Origin of the sequence: Vibrio tubiashii ATCC 19109, from assembly GCF_000772105.1 — a bacterium.
Classification (GTDB): Bacteria; Pseudomonadota; Gammaproteobacteria; order Enterobacterales; family Vibrionaceae; genus Vibrio; species Vibrio tubiashii.
Genome location: NZ_CP009354.1, coordinates 450,652 through 466,809, shown reverse-complemented (window position 1 = coordinate 466,809; position 16,158 = coordinate 450,652). Strand labels below are relative to the sequence as shown.

Genomic DNA, 16,158 nt, shown 5'->3' with positions numbered 1-16,158 from the left:
ATGTTGGCAACTATTGTACATAAAAACAGTGCTAAATGAAGTTTGAACCATCATTAGAATCCGCAACATTAATCAAACGCTATAAGCGCTTTCTCGCCGACATTACTTTACCGGATGGCAGTGAGTGCACTATCCACTGTGCCAATACAGGTGCAATGACAGGCTGCGCTACGCCAGGAAATAAAGTTTGGTACTCAACGTCGGATAACCCTAAGCGTAAGTACCCGAATAGCTGGGAATTATCGGAGACCAGTCAAGGTCATCGCATCTGTATAAATACCGCGCGCGCGAACCAGTTAGCTGTGGAAGCGATAGAAGCAGGTGTGATTAGTGAACTGCAAGGTTATGACCAACTTCAAACTGAAGTGAAATATGGCAATGAAAATAGCCGGATTGATATCTTGCTCAAATCAGAAAATCAACCAAAATGCTATATAGAGGTTAAAAGCGTCACCTTATTGGATGAGGATTTACAAGGCCAAGGGTATTTCCCAGATGCAGTCACTACTCGTGGACAAAAGCATCTGAGAGAGCTCACAGAAATGGTGCATTCTGGAAGCAGAGCAGTACTTTTATTCACTGTTTTACATTCAGGGATTGAAAAAGTCGCTCCAGCACTCCATATAGACGCCAAATATTCACAATTACTGAAATACGCTCAAGAACAAGGGGTGGAAGTACTGTGCTACAAGGCAGAGCTTTCAAGCGATGAGATTAAACTGGTCAAGTCACTCGAATTTAGCCATTAACGGCAAAAAATGATGTGACCTTCACATTGACAGTAAGTTTAACCTCAAGTATTTGCCTCCAAAGATTCTTTTTGCTATAGATACCCGCCTTAAAAATAACTGCGAGCGCAGTTGACTAGGTGTTAGTAGGAGATGCTGCATGCCAGACTCAAAGAAAAAAGCGCTAGGCATCCTAGCCATTGCAGGGGTTGAGCCATACCAAGAAAAAGCAGGTGAAGAATACATGTCACCTGAGCAGTTGGCTCATTTTACAAAAATTCTATCAGCTTGGCGCAACCAGCTCAGGGAAGAAGTTGACCGCACTGTACACCACATGCAGGACGAGGCAGCAAATTTCCCAGATCCAGTTGACCGTGCTTCTCAAGAAGAAGAGTTCAGCTTAGAGCTACGCAACCGTGACCGTGAGCGTCGCCTGATTAAGAAGATCGAGAAAACACTAACAAAGATCGAAGACGATGACTTCGGCTTTTGTGAATCTTGTGGCATCGAGATCGGTATTCGCCGTCTAGAAGCTCGTCCAACCGCAGACCTTTGTATTGACTGTAAGACTCTTGCAGAAATCAAAGAGAAGCAAATGCAGGGTTAATCACTCTTGCAATGACTATTGAAGGGAGCTTTGGCTCCCTTTTTGGTTTGTATCACGGCATAAAAATAGTATGAGTTATATTGGTCGCTTCGCACCATCTCCATCCGGCCCATTGCATTTTGGCTCCTTGATTGCCGCTTTAGGCAGTTATTTCCAAGCGAAAGCAAATCATGGTCAATGGTTGGTCAGAATTGAAGACTTAGATCCACCACGCGAAATGCCCGGTGCCGCTTGTTTAATTTTACAAACCTTAGAAGCATACCGTCTGTTTTGGGATGGTGAGGTGGTTTACCAAAGTCAACGACACGACTTATATCAAGCGCAAATTGAGCGTTGGTTAGCAAGCGGACAAGCGTATTACTGCCAGTGCACACGTAAGCAAATTAAAGCGCTTGGTGGTTTCTACTCGGGCACTTGCCGTGACCTTGGCCTCACCAATCATGAGCAGTGCGCAATTCGATTACGCATGACAAAACCGGTGTACGAGTTTGAAGATAAGCGTCATAGCACTTTGCACATCCCAAACGCCTTGGCAGATGAAGATTTTATTATAAAGCGCCGCGATGGGTTATTTGCCTATAACCTTGCAGTAGTATTGGATGATATCGAGCAGGGAATTACTGAAGTAGTGCGCGGGGCAGATTTGATTGAGCCGACTGGCAGACAAATCAGTCTTTATCAAATGCTAAATAAAGCCCCTGTAGGCTATTTACATCTTCCGTTAGCACTTGATACAAATGGTCAGAAGTTATCCAAACAAAACCATGCGAAAGCGATTGATAATGAGAACCCAAAACCTGCATTGCTTGATGCGATGACGTTCTTAGGGTTTGATATTAAGGAAGAAATTCGACATTCGAGCATAGATGAAATCATTGAGTGGGGGGTACAAAATTGGCACCTAACTCAACTGCCTTCATCGACTGAGATCACACCATTATTCTCAAACCGCTCGCTGTAGGCTATTATTAGCCGCAAATTCGCCCCTAGCGGGCCTAAAAAACTAAACTCAAGCAAGATTGGATTAACCAATTATTGCCAAATGCACATGAATAAAAACGACTATACACCCAGCGAATCTCGAGCAATTACAGAACTCGATTTAAATATTATTACTCGCCAAGAGCATAACATCTCGCGCAAAAAAATCAGTGATAATGCATTGAAGGTGCTATACCGTCTTCATGGTGCAGGCTTCGACGCATATCTTGTTGGCGGTGGCGTTCGAGACTTATTACTCGGTCAAGCACCTAAAGACTTTGACATTGCAACCAATGCTACCCCAGAGCAGATCAGGCAGCTATTTAAAAACTGCCGTTTAATTGGTCGTCGATTCCGCCTAGCCCACATTATGTTTGGCCGCGACATCATTGAAGTGGCAACATTCCGTGGTCACCACCAAGAACCAAGCAAGAATGTCTCTCAGCAGTCAAAAGAAGGCATGCTGTTACGTGATAATGTTTACGGCACCATCGATGAAGACGCAGAACGTCGTGACTTTACCGTCAACGCGATGTATTACAGCATCGGTGACTACTCCATTCACGACTACGCCGGTGGCATTGAAGATCTAGAAGACAAACTGATTCGCTTACTCGGTGACCCTGAAACGCGCTATCGCGAAGACCCAGTACGTATGCTGCGTGCGATTCGCTTTGCAGTAAAACTCGACTTCGATATTGAAGAAGACACTGCAGAGCCTATTGAAGAGCTCTCAACCTTACTTCAAGACATTCCACCAGCACGTCTTTATGAGGAATCACTAAAGATGCTGCAATCAGGTCATGGTTTAGAAACTTACCACCTGATGCGTGAATACAACTTGTTCCAACAGTTGTTCCCAACAATTGCAGAGTTCTTTACTGAAGATTACTCATCACAAACCGAACAGATGCTTGATCTGGTATTAGATTCTACCGATCAGCGCATCGAAGAAGGTAAACGCATTAACCCAGCATTTATGTTCGCTGCTATGCTGTGGTACCCACTGCAAGAGAAAGCCAACCAGTTAATGGAGAAGCGTAAGCTCTCTTTCTATGACGCGATCATGGAAGCCAGCAACTACGTACTTGATGATCAGGTACGCACCATCGCCATTCCACGCCGCCACACGGCGACGATTCGCGAAATCTGGCAATTACAGCTTCGTATGCCCCGTCGCAATGGTAAGCGCGCTTTCCGCCTAATGGAACTCAACAAATTCCGCGCAGGCTTTGACTTCCTTGAGATGCGTGGTGAGATTGAGCAAGGTGATACTGAACTATTAGCCAAATGGTGGGAAACCTTCCAAAATGCGGGTCGCAATATGCGTCAAGCGATGGTTGCCGACTTGGATTCTTCAACTGAAGGCCTACCAAAGCAGCGTCGCCGCAAGAACTACCGTAAGAAAAAGCCTAAGGCATCGTCATGATCACGGTCTTTATCGCAGTAGGCAGCAATCTTAGCGATCCTGTTTCTCAAGCCAATGCGGCTATTGATGCATTAAAACAATTTCCTAAGTCAGAGTTCGTGCGTAGCTCATCCTTGTACAGCAGTACACCGATGGGCCCTCAAGACCAACCTGACTACATCAATGCCGTGGTTGAAGTAAAAACAGAATTAACGCCACTTGAACTGCTTGATAGCACTCAAGCTATTGAACAAGAGCAAGGGCGCGTCCGTAAAGAAGAGCGTTGGGGTCCAAGAACCTTAGATCTCGATATTCTGCTTTATGGCAATGAGGTGATGGATTCCGAGCGCCTAGTCATTCCTCACTACGGAATGAAAGAGCGAGAGTTCGTACTCTACCCGCTCGCAGAAATCGCACCAAATTTAACCCTCCCATGTGGGACCAGACTGGAAGACTTACTGAAAGTCGTTGAGCAAAACGGTCTGCGTATTTGGCAATCATAGCCAACTCCTGTAAGGAAAAATCATGAAAAAAATTTCTATCAACGACCTAATGAAATGGAAGCAAGAAGGTCGTAAATTTGCAACTTCTACCGCTTACGATGCGAGCTTCGCTCAGCTATTCGAAAGCCAAGAGATGCCAGTACTGCTAGTAGGCGACTCGCTAGGTATGGTTCTTCAAGGCGAAACTTCAACGTTACCTGTGACGGTTGAAGAACTTGCTTACCATACTCGCTGTGTTCGTGCCGGTAGCCCTAACTGTTTATTGATGGCTGATATGCCATTTATGAGCTATGCCACACCAGAGCAAGCATGTGAAAATGCCGCGACTCTGATGCGTGCTGGTGCAAACATGGTAAAAATTGAAGGTGGCGACTGGCTAGTCGACACTGTGAAAATGCTTACAGAGCGCGCGGTACCTGTGTGTGCCCATCTAGGATTGACTCCACAATCGGTAAATATCTTTGGTGGTTTCAAGGTACAAGGTCGCGAGCAAGATAAAGCCGATCGCATGGTTCGTGATGCACTGGCTCTACAAGAAGCAGGCGCACAGATCATTTTGCTTGAATGTGTTCCAAAAGAACTTGCCGCACGCATCACCGAAGTGTGTGATGTGCCAGTGATTGGTATTGGTGCCGGAAATGCTACTGATGGTCAAATCCTAGTTATGCACGATATGTTCGGTATTGCAGCGAACTACATGCCAAAATTCTCGAAAAACTTCCTTGCTGAAACTGGCGACATGCGCAAAGCTGTAGCTAAATACAAGGAAGATGTCGAAAGCGGAGCTTTCCCTGGCGACGCACATACCATCGCGTAAGGATTATAGTCATGCAAACTTTTGCTGAAATTGTCGCTCTTAGAGAGCAGATTAAGCAGTACAAGCGAGATGGACGCAAGGTGGCTTTTGTTCCAACCATGGGCAACCTGCACGAAGGCCACTTAACCTTAGTTCGTAAAGCGCGTGAGCACGCCGAAATTGTTGTGGTGAGCATCTTTGTTAACCCAATGCAGTTTGACCGTGCGGACGATCTAAACAACTACCCTCGCACCCTGGAAGATGACCTTGCCAAACTAGGCGGTGAAGGTGTTGAAGTTGTCTTTACTCCGACACCTGAAATCATCTATCCGAATGGGGTAGAGAATCAAACCTCTGTGGAGGTTCCGGGTCTATCTAACATCCTTGAAGGTGCCTCTCGCCCAGGTCACTTCCGTGGTGTCGCCACTGTTGTTAGCAAGCTTTTCAATATTGTTCAGCCTGATTTCGCTTGTTTTGGTGAGAAAGATTTCCAACAGTTAGCGGTAATTCGCAAGATGACCGAAGACTTGGCTATGGATATCGAAATCATCGGTGTGCCGACAGTGCGTGAAATGGATGGCTTAGCAATGAGCTCACGTAACGGCCTTCTGACCATTGATGAGCGTCAGCGTGCTCCTGTCTTGGCTCGTACTATGCGTTGGATTAGCAGCGCTATGCGAGGCGGACGCGATGACTACGCATCTGTGATTGAAGATGCAAGTGATCAGCTACGCGCAGCAGGTCTGCAGCCTGATGAGATCTTTATTCGCGACGCCCGCACCTTGCAAGCGATCACAGCCGATACCACTCAAGCTGTGATTCTAATGTCTGCTTTCTTAGGTAAAGCTCGCCTGATCGATAACCAAGTTGTCGAAATGGTGGTTGAATCGAAAGAAGAAGAAACGGCAGAAGCGCCATCAGAAAGCGCTGAATAGCGACAAGATAAAGCGAAAAAATTAAAGGCTTGGTGCACTAAACCAAGCCTTTTTTGTTTGGATAACTGGATAACTGGATAACTGGATAACTGGATAACTGGATAACTGGATAACTGGATAACTGGATAACTGGATAACTGGATAACTGGATAACTGGATAACTGGATAACTGGATAACTGGATAACTGGATAACTGGATAACTAAGATTGATTGAATTCCTTAGACAATCAACCTTCGTATTCCCGGAGGGCGAAGCCCGCTCCCGTTTTCCAAAAGCGAAGCGCTCCCGCTCTCCATAGGACGAAGTCCGTTCCCAGCAAACTGCTAGCTACGCAACCCTATTCCGCGAGTCACTAGGTAATGGGCTACCGCATACAAAGCGACGACAAACACACCCAGTACACTAAACGAAGTCACAATACCGACATCAGATACGCCTAAGAAACCGTAGCGGAAGGCGTTAACCATGTAGACGATCGGGTTGATCTTAGACACACCTTGCCAGAACTCAGGCAACAAGCTAATTGAATAAAACACGCCACCCAAATACGTAAGTGGTGTCAGAACAAAGGTCGGGATGATCGAAATATCATCGAAGGTCTTAGCATACACGGCATTGATCAAGCCACCGAGTGAGAACACGACCGAGGTCATAAATACCGTTGCAATAATAATGCCCCAATGATCGACCTGAAGATCAACAAAGAAAAGTGAGACGAAGGTGACGATAGTACCAACAAGTAAACCGCGCACTACGCCACCCATAACAAAACCAAGAATGATCACATAGTTTGGCACAGGTGCTACAAGCAACTCTTCAATGTTCTTCTGAAATTTGGCACTGAAGAATGACGACGCTACGTTCGAATATGAGTTGGTGATCACCGACATCATAATCAACCCCGGAACAATATACTCCATATAGCTAAAGCCGTTCATCTCACCGATACGCGAGCCGATCAGGCTACCGAAGATAATGAAGTAGAGTGTCATCGTAATTGCAGGCGGAACCAAGGTCTGAACCCAAATACGAGTAAATCGATTGACCTCTTTTGTCAGCAGACTACAAAAGGCTGTCCAATATAATTGATACATCTTACTGCCCTCCTTCTCTAACAATACTGACAAACAGTTCTTCTAAACGGTTTGCTTTGTTACGCATAGACAATACTTGAATACCTTGCTCAGTCAGTTGGGTAAAGATCGCATTCAAACCTTGTGTCTTTTCAATCTCAATCTCCAAAGACCCGTTGGTAAATGTCTGGCTATTTACCCCAGACAACTGCGGCTCTGAGCTACCTTCTGCTAAGTCGAGAATAAAGGTCTCAACATGGAGTTTGCCGAGCAGATCCTTCATCGTGGTGTTTTCAATCAGCTCACCCTTGTTGATGATACCGATGTTACGACACAGCATTTCCGCTTCTTCTAGGTAGTGAGTGGTTAAGATGATAGTGATACCTTGCTGTGAGTTGATCTCTTTCAAGAACTCCCACATTGAGCGACGTAATTCGATATCAACCCCAGCCGTCGGCTCATCGAGAATAAGCAGTTGTGGTTCATGCATGAGCGCACGCGCAATCATCAAACGGCGCTTCATACCACCAGAAAGATTTCTTGCGCGTTCGCTACGTTTTTCCCAAAGATCGAGCTTAGTTAGATACTTTTGAGCTCTTTCTTTAGCAAGTTGTTTAGGAACGCCGTAATAACCTGCTTGTTGTAGCACAATCTGCTCGACGGTTTCGAACTGATTAAAGTTGAATTCTTGCGGCACTAAGCCAAGATTTTGCTTAGCTAGCTCTAGAGATTTGTCGATATCATAGCCAAACACCTTAACTTGACCTGAAGTCTTGTTCACTAGCGAAGAGATAACCCCTATGGTGGTCGACTTACCTGCTCCGTTTGGCCCAAGTAAGGCGTAAAAATCCCCTTTGGCGACATTTAAACTAATGCCTTTAAGCGCTTCAAACCCACCCGCATAGGTTTTACGCAGCTGCTCAATTTCTAATGCATACATATTATTTACGATTGCCATTGCTACATCTTATTTGTAAATCAGTTTATCGTTGAATAACGATGATTACAATTAAACCTTTCGAATATTTTGGAAATGAATTTTGTCGCGATAAAAAAACGCCACTAGAGTTTCCTCTAGTGGCGTCAGTTATCTTAAATAAGTCGTTGCTTATACAGCTTCTAACTGATGCTCATCGGTATCAACATGCTTGACTGCTGCTCTAAGCGCTTCGTAACGGAACTTGAAGGTATTGTCTTGAGGAACTAAGTCTATTACGTGGAATTTCTCTAGCTGCTGGCGAGTTTTCTCGTTCGGACACAGCAGATAAACCTGACAGTTGGCATCGAGTGCATCTTTAATCGCATTCTCAAGTGCCAAGCCAACCGTTACGTCAATCATAGGCACATCGGTCAGATCTAAGATCATCACTTCATAATCTGAAATGCTGGTATGTTGACGAGATATCGCTTTTGAAACACTGAAAATCATTGGCCCAGAAAGATAGAAGAACAGCACCTTACCATTCGCCATATCAAGCAATCCACGCTCGCTATCAGTGAGCGGCACATCATCTTCGTCTGCGTCACTGATGGCTTTAACCTGACGAGCTTGTTCACGACTTAAGCGTTCAATGATGATGATATTTGAGATAAATACACCAAGACCAACCGCTACAATCAAATCAACGAATACCGTCAGCAGCATTACGCCGTACATCACCGCCATACCCGCAAAGCTAACTTTGTGAGCACGTTGGATAAAGCTCCAGTCTAGGATATTAAAACCTACGTACACCGCAATACCGGCCAGTACAGCCATAGGGATCGGTTCTGTTAGCCCACCAGCAACCAGTACCACCAAAGCAAGCATTAACGCACGAACCACGCCAGATAAAGGAGAACGAGCACCGACTTGAATATTAGTTACCGTCCCCATCGTCGCGCCTGCGCCAGGTAAAGCGCCAAATAGACCAGAGATGATATTTGCTAACCCTTGCCCGCGCAGCTCTTTGTCCGAGTCGTGCTCTTTACGTGTCAAAGAGTCACCAATTACCGCAGTCAACAAGGTATCAATACAGCCCAGTGTGCCAAGCACCAAAGCATCAATGACCATCTCAGTAAACATCGCAGCATCGATATGGGGGATCACCAGTGAAGGCAGACCTGCTGGAATTTCACCTATACGGCGAATAGATTCTGTATCGAAGATGATGACCGAGAGTAAGGTAACCGCGACCAAAGCGACCAGCTGTGCTGGTACATAGCGGCGATATTTCTTGGGGAAGAAAAACAGAATACCAAGCGTTAGTAAGCCTAAAAACAACTCGCTAAACTTCATATTGGCGACAATATCAGGAATCGCTGACAGGGTTCCCATAACGCCACCAGCAGGCGCGGCTTGCCCCAGTAGTGGTGATATTTGCAATATAATCAAAATAACGCCAATACCTGACATAAAGCCGGATATCACGCTATATGGCATCAAAGTTACATATTTTCCTAACTTTAATGTCCCGAGTAAAACTTGAAATGCGCCGGCCATCATGACGACCGTAAAGGTCATCGCCATCCCTGTTTCAGGGTACTTAGCCATCATGCTAGTCAACACCGCGGTCATGATAACCGTCATTGGACCGGTAGGCTCAGAGATTAGCGTGTTTGACCCACCAAACAGAGCAGCGAACAGACCGACCATGATCGCGCCCCACAAACCCGCTTCAGCTCCTGCTCCGGAAGCCACACCAAAGGCTAGCGCCAAAGGCAAAGAGATAATAGCCGTGGTGACACCACCAAATAAATCTCCTTTGAGATTCATATCTTCAAAACGACTAACAAACAAAACGTTACTCCATGTCTAACACGTCATAGCCCAAATACGTTTCCGCGACTCGACAGAGAGCAACAGAGATTTGATTTGGACCTAGTCACAACGTACTGGTTTTAGGTTATTCTGGTTATTGAGAGTAGTTAAAAAATAACCTTAGTTTTTGTAGCTAAACATCACGCGAAATGTAATAAATTTGCTGCGAAATGTAGCTAACTCCATCACCTTAACAAATGTTACTTGAAAGAGATAAGTGTTAATTGCATCTCATCACTCATAGGTTATAACCATTAGTTAGGATAGCGACTAAGTTTATGATTTTTGGCGCTCGAACACGTCAGATGAGTACCGTTTTACCCAATTTTGACGGGAAGGGAATTGTAACATTGTGTATAGTGATGCAAGTTTTTATTAAGGGTTGTGAGTAAGATGCCGGAAATTAAACAGTTATTTGAGAACAATTCGAAATGGTCCGAGTCGATCAAGGCAGAACGCCCTGAATACTTTGCCAAATTGGAAGAAGGACAAAGCCCTGGCTTTTTATGGATTGGTTGTTCAGATAGTCGAGTACCTGCAGAACGCTTGACTGGGCTCTACTCTGGCGAGCTGTTTGTTCACCGTAACGTCGCGAACCAAGTTATCCATACCGACCTTAACTGCCTATCAGTCGTGCAGTACGCAGTAGACGTTCTTAAAGTAAAACATGTCATTGTCTGTGGCCACTATGGCTGTGGGGGCGTAAAAGCGGCAATTGATAACCCACAGCTAGGCTTGATCAACAACTGGTTACTACATATTCGCGATTTGTATTTCAAGCATCGTGATTACCTAGAAACCATGCCTGAACAAGATCGCGCGGATAAACTCGGCGAAATCAATGTCGTTGAGCAAGTTTACAACCTTGCTAACTCAACCATTATGCAAAACGCTTGGGAACGTGGACAAGATATTGAGATTCATGGCGTGGTCTATGGCATCGGTGATGGTAAGCTAGAGTACTTAGGCGCTCGTTCTAATTCTCGTGAAAGCGTCGAAAGCTCTTACCAAAAAGCAATGGAAAGCGTCCTAAACCCGCAGCATAAGCTTCTGTGTCGTTAAGCAGCTACCTATTCTCTAATTCAATAAAAAGCGCCCGCTAAGTTAGCGGGCGTTTTACTGTATCTAGCTTTAAGAGTTGAGTTACTCTTGAGGAACTACTTTACCAATGTAAGGCAAGTGACGGTATTTTTGTGCGTAGTCGATACCGACACCAACAACGAACTCATCTGGAATTTCAAAACCAATCCACTTCACATCTACCGCAACTTCACGACGAGAAGGCTTGTCTAGTAGCGTACAGATTTCAATCGACTTAGGCTCACGAAGGCTCAGAATCTCTTTTACTTTGTTCAAAGTGTTACCTGTATCGATAATGTCTTCGACTAACAGGACATCTTTGCCTTTAATATCGTCATCAAGATCTTTCAAGATACGAACATCTCGTGAACTTTCCATTGTATTGCCGTAGCTAGAAGCTGTCATGAAATCCACTTGGTGAGTCAAGTCGATGGCACGCGCTAAGTCAGCCATGAATACAAATGATCCACGCAGAAGCCCCACTAGAACCACATCTTCGCTGCCCTTGTAGTGTTCGCTAATTTGCTTACCTAGCTCTTTAACTCGTTCACTGACTTCCTGCTCAGAAATCATTACTTCTACTGTATGTTTCATACCAATCTCGTTTTTCACGTTAGCTGTATAGAGCGTAATTATAGTCACTCAAGATTTAGGCGCGTAGTTTACCACCAGCATGCGCCAAGGAAAAACGTTTGCCTAAATAATTCATGAAACGCAGGATTATTTCTTATTGATCTTTAGCACGATATTAACAAAAGTGATTATAAAATAGACTGAAACCGTTGACCTTAACTATATGCACCATTACACTCATAGGGCGTCAGCAAATTATAAATTAATAAATAGGGCAAAAAGCCCAAACAAATATAAACAACTCATTTGGCAAGGAAATTAATTATGGACTCAATTGCTAAAAGACCGCGTACGCGTCTTTCACCGCAAAAACGAAAACAGCAACTAATGGAAATCGCACTGGAAGTGTTCGCTCGTCGTGGCATCGGCCGCGGTGGTCATGCTGACATTGCAGAAATTGCGCAGGTTTCTGTGGCTACTGTCTTCAACTACTTCCCGACTCGTGAAGATTTGGTTGATGACGTACTAAATTACGTTGTTCGTCAATTCTCAAACTTTCTATCAGACAATATCGATTTAGATATTCACGCGAAAGAAAACCTAAATAACCTGACTTCAGCAATGGTTGAACTGGTACTTAACGACTGCCACTGGCTTAAAGTGTGGTTCGAATGGAGTGCATCAACCCGTGATGAAGTATGGCCACTGTTTGTTTCAACAAACCGTACTAACCAACTCTTGGTTCAGAATATGTTTGTTAAGGCAATTGAACGTGGTGAGGTATGTGAAGAGCATGAGCCTGCTGAACTAGCGACTCTGTTCCACGGTATCTTCTACTCACTGTTTGTGCAAGCAAACCGTACTCAAGATGAAGACGGCATGAAGAAGCTAACTGAAAGCTACTTAGACATGCTGTGCATCTACAAGCACGCGAAAAACGCGTAACCTAAAAGCCTGACGCACACTAAGACAAAGCCTGCTCAACGAGCAGGCTTTGTTGTATGCAGAGCATAAAAAAACCGCTGAGAGAGCTCAGCGGTTTTTAGATTCAGCTAGAAGAGTGGATTACTTCTTCTTTTTCGCTTTAGGGTTTGGAAGGTCAGTGATTGTACCTTCAAACACTTCCGCCGCTAGACCTACTGACTCGTGTAGAGTTGGGTGAGCATGGATTGTTAGTGCGATATCTTCAGCATCACAGCCCATCTCGATCGCTAGACCGATTTCACCAAGTAGTTCACCACCGTTAGTACCAACGATAGCACCACCAATTACACGATGAGTGTCTTTGTCGAAGATTAGCTTAGTCATACCGTCTGCACAGTCAGACGCGATTGCACGACCTGAAGCTGCCCATGGGAATGTAGCCGTTTCGTAGTTGATGCCTTCCGCTTTTGCTTCTTTCTCAGTCTTACCAACCCATGCCACTTCTGGCTCAGTGTAAGCAATTGAAGGAATAACTTTAGGGTCGAAGTAGTGCTTCTTACCAGCAATAACTTCAGCAGCAACGTGACCTTCATGCACACCTTTGTGAGCAAGCATTGGTTGACCAACGATATCACCGATAGCAAAGATGTGAGGAACGTTAGTACGCATTTGCTTATCAACGTTGATGAAACCGCGCTCGTCTACTTCTAGACCCGCTTTTTCTGCATCAAGAAGTTGACCATTTGGCACACGACCGATAGCAACTAGAACAGCATCGTAGCGCTCAGCTTCTGCTGGTGCTTTCTTGCCTTCCATTGAAACGTAGATACCGTCTTCTTTCGCTTCAACTGCTGTTACTTTCGTTTCAAGCATTAGGTTGAACTTGTTCTTGATACGCTTAGTGTAAACCTTCACGATATCTTTATCCGCAGCAGGGATAACTTGGTCGAACATTTCAACAACATCGATTTGAGAACCTAGAGAGTGGTAAACCGTACCCATTTCTAGACCGATGATACCACCACCCATGATTAGAAGTTTTCCTGGAACTTCCTTCAGCTCTAGAGCGTCAGTTGAGTCCCAAATACGTGGGTCTTCATGTGGGATAAATGGTAGCTTGATTGGGCGAGAACCCGCTGCAACGATAGCGTTGTCAAAGTTAACAACAGTTTTGCCTTCCTCGCCTTCCACTTCGATAGTGTTAGGACCAGTGAATTTACCAAAACCGTTAACCACGTTAACTTTACGCATCTTAGCCATACCGCCAAGACCGCCAGTTAGTTGGTTAATTACTTTCTCTTTCCACTTACGGATCTTGTCGATATCCGTTTGAGGTTCACCAAATACGATACCGTGGTCAGCAAGTGCTTTTGCTTCTTCGATAACTTTAGATACGTGAAGTAGTGCTTTAGATGGGATACAACCCACGTTTAGACACACACCACCAAGAGTGCTGTAACGCTCGATAAGAACCGTTTCTAGACCTAAGTCTGCACAACGGAAAGCGGCAGAGTAACCAGCAGGACCTGCACCAAGTACTACAACTTGGGCTTTAATTTCTTTGCTCATTTTGACCTCTTGTAGTCATTATCCCTAACAGGCTGAGTGGGTATTGATTCTATATGTTCAAGTCAGTTTATTTTAAACAGTTATTTTCAGACCGCCATCAGTTTACAGAGATGTTAATGGTGTGAAAAGTAAATCAATTTAGCCTGTGAGCTAGACAACAATTCGCTTGAGAAAACCCTATTGACTCTAAGGTCTGCAATCAAATTGTTTGATAATTATTAGTAGTAGAGGCGGCTCTAATGCCGCCTCTAAATCATCTAATCTTTAATTAAAGAACTAGACGACGGATGTCTGATAGCGCTGCGTTCAAGAACGTGATGAAGCGAGCACCTTCAGCACCATCAATCACACGGTGGTCGTATGATAGAGATAGTGGAAGCTGCAGACGTGGTTCGAACTCTTTACCGTTCCACACTGGCTTCATTTCAGACTTAGACACACCTAGGATACCAACTTCTGGAGCATTTACGATTGGTGTAAACGCAGTACCGCCGATACCACCTAGGCTAGAGATTGTGAAACAACCGCCTTGCATGTCACCAGCAGTTAGCTTACCAGCACGTGCTTTCTTAGAAATAGCCATTAGCTCTTCAGATAGCTCGTAGATGCCTTTCTTGTTTACATCTTTAAATACAGGAACAACTAGGCCGTTAGGCGTATCTACTGCGATACCGATGTTCACGTATTTCTTCAGAATGATGCTTTCGCCATCTTCAGATAGAGAAGAGTTGAACGCTGGGAATGCTTCTAGCGCTTTCGCTGCCGCTTTCATGATGAACACAAGTGGTGTGATCTTCATACCCGTGTCTTTCTTCGCTTCGATAGCGTTCTGCTCTTTACGGAATGCTTCTAGCTCAGTGATGTCAGCGTTATCCCACTGTGTAACGTGAGGGATCATTACCCAGTTACGGTGCAGGTTAGCGCCTGAGATCTTCTTGATCTTAGAAAGCTTCTGAACTTCAGTTTCGCCGAACTTGCTGAAGTCCACTTTTGGCCAAGGTAGTAGACCAAGAGCCGCGCCGTCGCCTTTACCAGATGCCGCTGCACCTGCGCCAGACTCAAGACGCTTAAGCGCATCTTTAACGTAAGACTGTACGTCTTCTTTTAGGATACGGCTCTTACGACCAGTACCTTTAACCTTAGAAAGGTTAACGCCAAACTCACGAGCTAGACGACGAACAACTGGAGACGCGTGTGCGTACTCATTGTTCTCTTGGAAATCACCTGTTGCTGAAGGTGCCGCTGGAGCTTCTGCTTTAGGACGGTCCGCCGATGCGGCTGGAGCGGCTGCAGGTGCCGCAGCTTGAGCTGGGGCTGCTTGAGCAGGTGCTGCACCCGCCACTTCGAAGACCATGATTAGCGAGCCAGTCGACACTTTGTCGCCTGCTGCAATCTTGATCTCTTTAACTGTACCAGCAAACGGAGCAGGAACTTCCATTGAAGCTTTGTCACCTTCAACAGTGATTAGAGATTGCTCTTCTTCCACTGTATCGCCAACTGCAACCATGATCTCAGTTACTTCAACTTCGTCACCGCCGATATCAGGAACGTTAACTTCTTTCGCTGCTGATGCTGCTGGAGCCGCTGCAACTGGAGCTTCTACTGCTGCAGGTGCCGCTGGAGCGCCAGAGCCTGCTACTTCGAATACCATGATTAAAGAGCCAGTCGTAACTTTATCGCCTGCTGCTACTTTGATCTCTTTTAGTGTACCAGCGAATGGTGCAGGTACTTCCATAGAAGCTTTGTCGCCTTCAACCGTTAGAAGAGATTGCTCTTCTTCAATGCTGTCGCCAACTGCAACCATGATTTCAGTTACTTCAACTTCATCGCCACCAATATCTGGTACGTGAACTTCTTTAAGCTCTGCCGCTGCTGCTGGAGCAGCTGCAACTGGTGCCGCCGCTTCAACTGCTGGAGCAGCCGGTGCTGCTGCACCTTCCGCTTCGAAGACCATGATAAGAGAACCCGTAGTAACAGAGTCGCCTTCCGCTACTTTGATTTCTTTAACGATACCTGCTTGAGACGCTGGAACTTCCATAGAAGCTTTGTCGCCTTCAACAGTGATCAGAGACTGCTCTTCTTCAACCTTGTCGCCAACGCTTACAAGAATTTCAGTAACTTCAACCTCATCCGCACCGATGTCTGGTACATTAATTTCGATTGCCATTTCTTATTTACC

15 protein-coding genes are annotated in these 16,158 nt (G+C 45.2%); 9 read left to right on the top strand and 6 right to left on the bottom strand.

The window, feature by feature from the left end; all coding sequences use genetic code 11:
* The first annotated feature begins 35 nt into the window (after nt 1–35).
* The 7 genes from sfsA to panC all read left to right on the top strand — a co-directional run bounded on the left by sfsA (nt 36) and on the right by panC (nt 5,958).
* Nucleotides 36–749, top strand: coding sequence for a DNA/RNA nuclease SfsA (gene sfsA / locus IX91_RS02325; RefSeq protein ID WP_004742626.1), 714 nt, complete (start codon nt 36–38; stop codon nt 747–749).
* Nucleotides 750–888: 139 nt separating this feature from the next.
* Nucleotides 889–1,335 (top strand): RNA polymerase-binding protein DksA, encoded by a 447-nt coding sequence (dksA, locus tag IX91_RS02320; protein ID WP_004742625.1) that lies wholly within the window; start codon nt 889–891, stop codon nt 1,333–1,335.
* A gap of 70 nt (nt 1,336–1,405) precedes the next feature.
* Nucleotides 1,406–2,296, top strand: a complete 891-nt coding sequence (gene gluQRS / locus IX91_RS02315; protein WP_004742624.1) for a tRNA glutamyl-Q(34) synthetase GluQRS — start codon at nt 1,406–1,408, stop codon at nt 2,294–2,296.
* An 81-nt stretch (nt 2,297–2,377) separates the two neighbouring features.
* The gene (gene pcnB, locus IX91_RS02310) at nt 2,378–3,745 is read left to right on the top strand and encodes a polynucleotide adenylyltransferase PcnB (protein ID WP_004742623.1); all 1,368 of its coding nucleotides are present in this window, start codon (nt 2,378–2,380) and stop codon (nt 3,743–3,745) included.
* Nucleotides 3,742–4,227 (top strand): 2-amino-4-hydroxy-6-hydroxymethyldihydropteridine diphosphokinase, encoded by a 486-nt coding sequence (gene folK / locus IX91_RS02305; protein WP_004742622.1) that lies wholly within the window; start codon nt 3,742–3,744, stop codon nt 4,225–4,227. Before pcnB ends, folK begins: the two co-directional genes overlap by 4 nt.
* A 22-nt stretch (nt 4,228–4,249) precedes the next feature.
* The gene (gene panB, locus IX91_RS02300; protein WP_004742621.1) at nt 4,250–5,044 is read left to right on the top strand and encodes a 3-methyl-2-oxobutanoate hydroxymethyltransferase; all 795 of its coding nucleotides are present in this window, start codon (nt 4,250–4,252) and stop codon (nt 5,042–5,044) included.
* A gap of 11 nt (nt 5,045–5,055) precedes the next feature.
* Nucleotides 5,056–5,958: a pantoate--beta-alanine ligase gene (panC, locus tag IX91_RS02295; protein ID WP_004742620.1), complete on the top strand. Its 903-nt coding sequence runs from the start codon at nt 5,056–5,058 to the stop codon at nt 5,956–5,958.
* A gap of 325 nt (nt 5,959–6,283) precedes the next feature.
* Here panC and IX91_RS02290 read toward each other — a convergent pair whose 3' ends face one another.
* The 3 genes from IX91_RS02290 to IX91_RS02280 form a co-directional block, all read right to left on the bottom strand.
* Nucleotides 6,284–7,054 carry an ABC transporter permease gene (locus tag IX91_RS02290; protein ID WP_004742619.1) on the bottom strand — a complete coding sequence of 257 codons (771 nt, stop codon included), beginning with the start codon at nt 7,052–7,054 and terminating at the stop codon, nt 6,284–6,286.
* Between the two features lies 1 nt (nt 7,055).
* The gene (locus IX91_RS02285; protein ID WP_004742618.1) at nt 7,056–7,973 is read right to left on the bottom strand and encodes an ABC transporter ATP-binding protein; all 918 of its coding nucleotides are present in this window, start codon (nt 7,971–7,973) and stop codon (nt 7,056–7,058) included.
* Nucleotides 7,974–8,141: 168 nt separating this feature from the next.
* The gene (locus IX91_RS02280) at nt 8,142–9,812 is read right to left on the bottom strand and encodes a SulP family inorganic anion transporter (RefSeq protein WP_004742617.1); all 1,671 of its coding nucleotides are present in this window, start codon (nt 9,810–9,812) and stop codon (nt 8,142–8,144) included.
* 414 nt (nt 9,813–10,226) lie between these two features.
* Here IX91_RS02280 and can point away from each other — a divergent pair, with 414 nt between their 5' ends.
* Nucleotides 10,227–10,895 carry a carbonate dehydratase gene (gene can, locus IX91_RS02275; RefSeq protein WP_004742616.1) on the top strand — a complete coding sequence of 223 codons (669 nt, stop codon included), beginning with the start codon at nt 10,227–10,229 and terminating at the stop codon, nt 10,893–10,895.
* Between the two features lie 81 nt (nt 10,896–10,976).
* On the opposite strand, the gene hpt is transcribed toward can, so the two are convergent.
* Nucleotides 10,977–11,507, bottom strand: coding sequence for a hypoxanthine phosphoribosyltransferase (hpt, locus tag IX91_RS02270; protein ID WP_004742615.1), 531 nt, complete (start codon nt 11,505–11,507; stop codon nt 10,977–10,979).
* A gap of 303 nt (nt 11,508–11,810) precedes the next feature.
* On the opposite strand from hpt, the gene IX91_RS02265 reads away from it, so the two are divergent.
* Nucleotides 11,811–12,431, top strand: coding sequence for a LuxR/HapR/OpaR family quorum-sensing transcriptional regulator (locus tag IX91_RS02265; protein WP_004742614.1), 621 nt, complete (start codon nt 11,811–11,813; stop codon nt 12,429–12,431).
* A 120-nt stretch (nt 12,432–12,551) separates the two neighbouring features.
* Here IX91_RS02265 and lpdA read toward each other — a convergent pair whose 3' ends face one another.
* Complete coding sequence (gene lpdA / locus IX91_RS02260) at nt 12,552–13,979, bottom strand: dihydrolipoyl dehydrogenase (RefSeq protein WP_004742613.1); 1,428 nt, start codon at nt 13,977–13,979, stop codon at nt 12,552–12,554.
* A gap of 268 nt (nt 13,980–14,247) precedes the next feature.
* Nucleotides 14,248–16,146: a pyruvate dehydrogenase complex dihydrolipoyllysine-residue acetyltransferase gene (aceF, locus tag IX91_RS02255; protein ID WP_004742612.1), complete on the bottom strand. Its 1,899-nt coding sequence runs from the start codon at nt 16,144–16,146 to the stop codon at nt 14,248–14,250.
* Nucleotides 16,147–16,158: the final 12 nt, after the last annotated feature.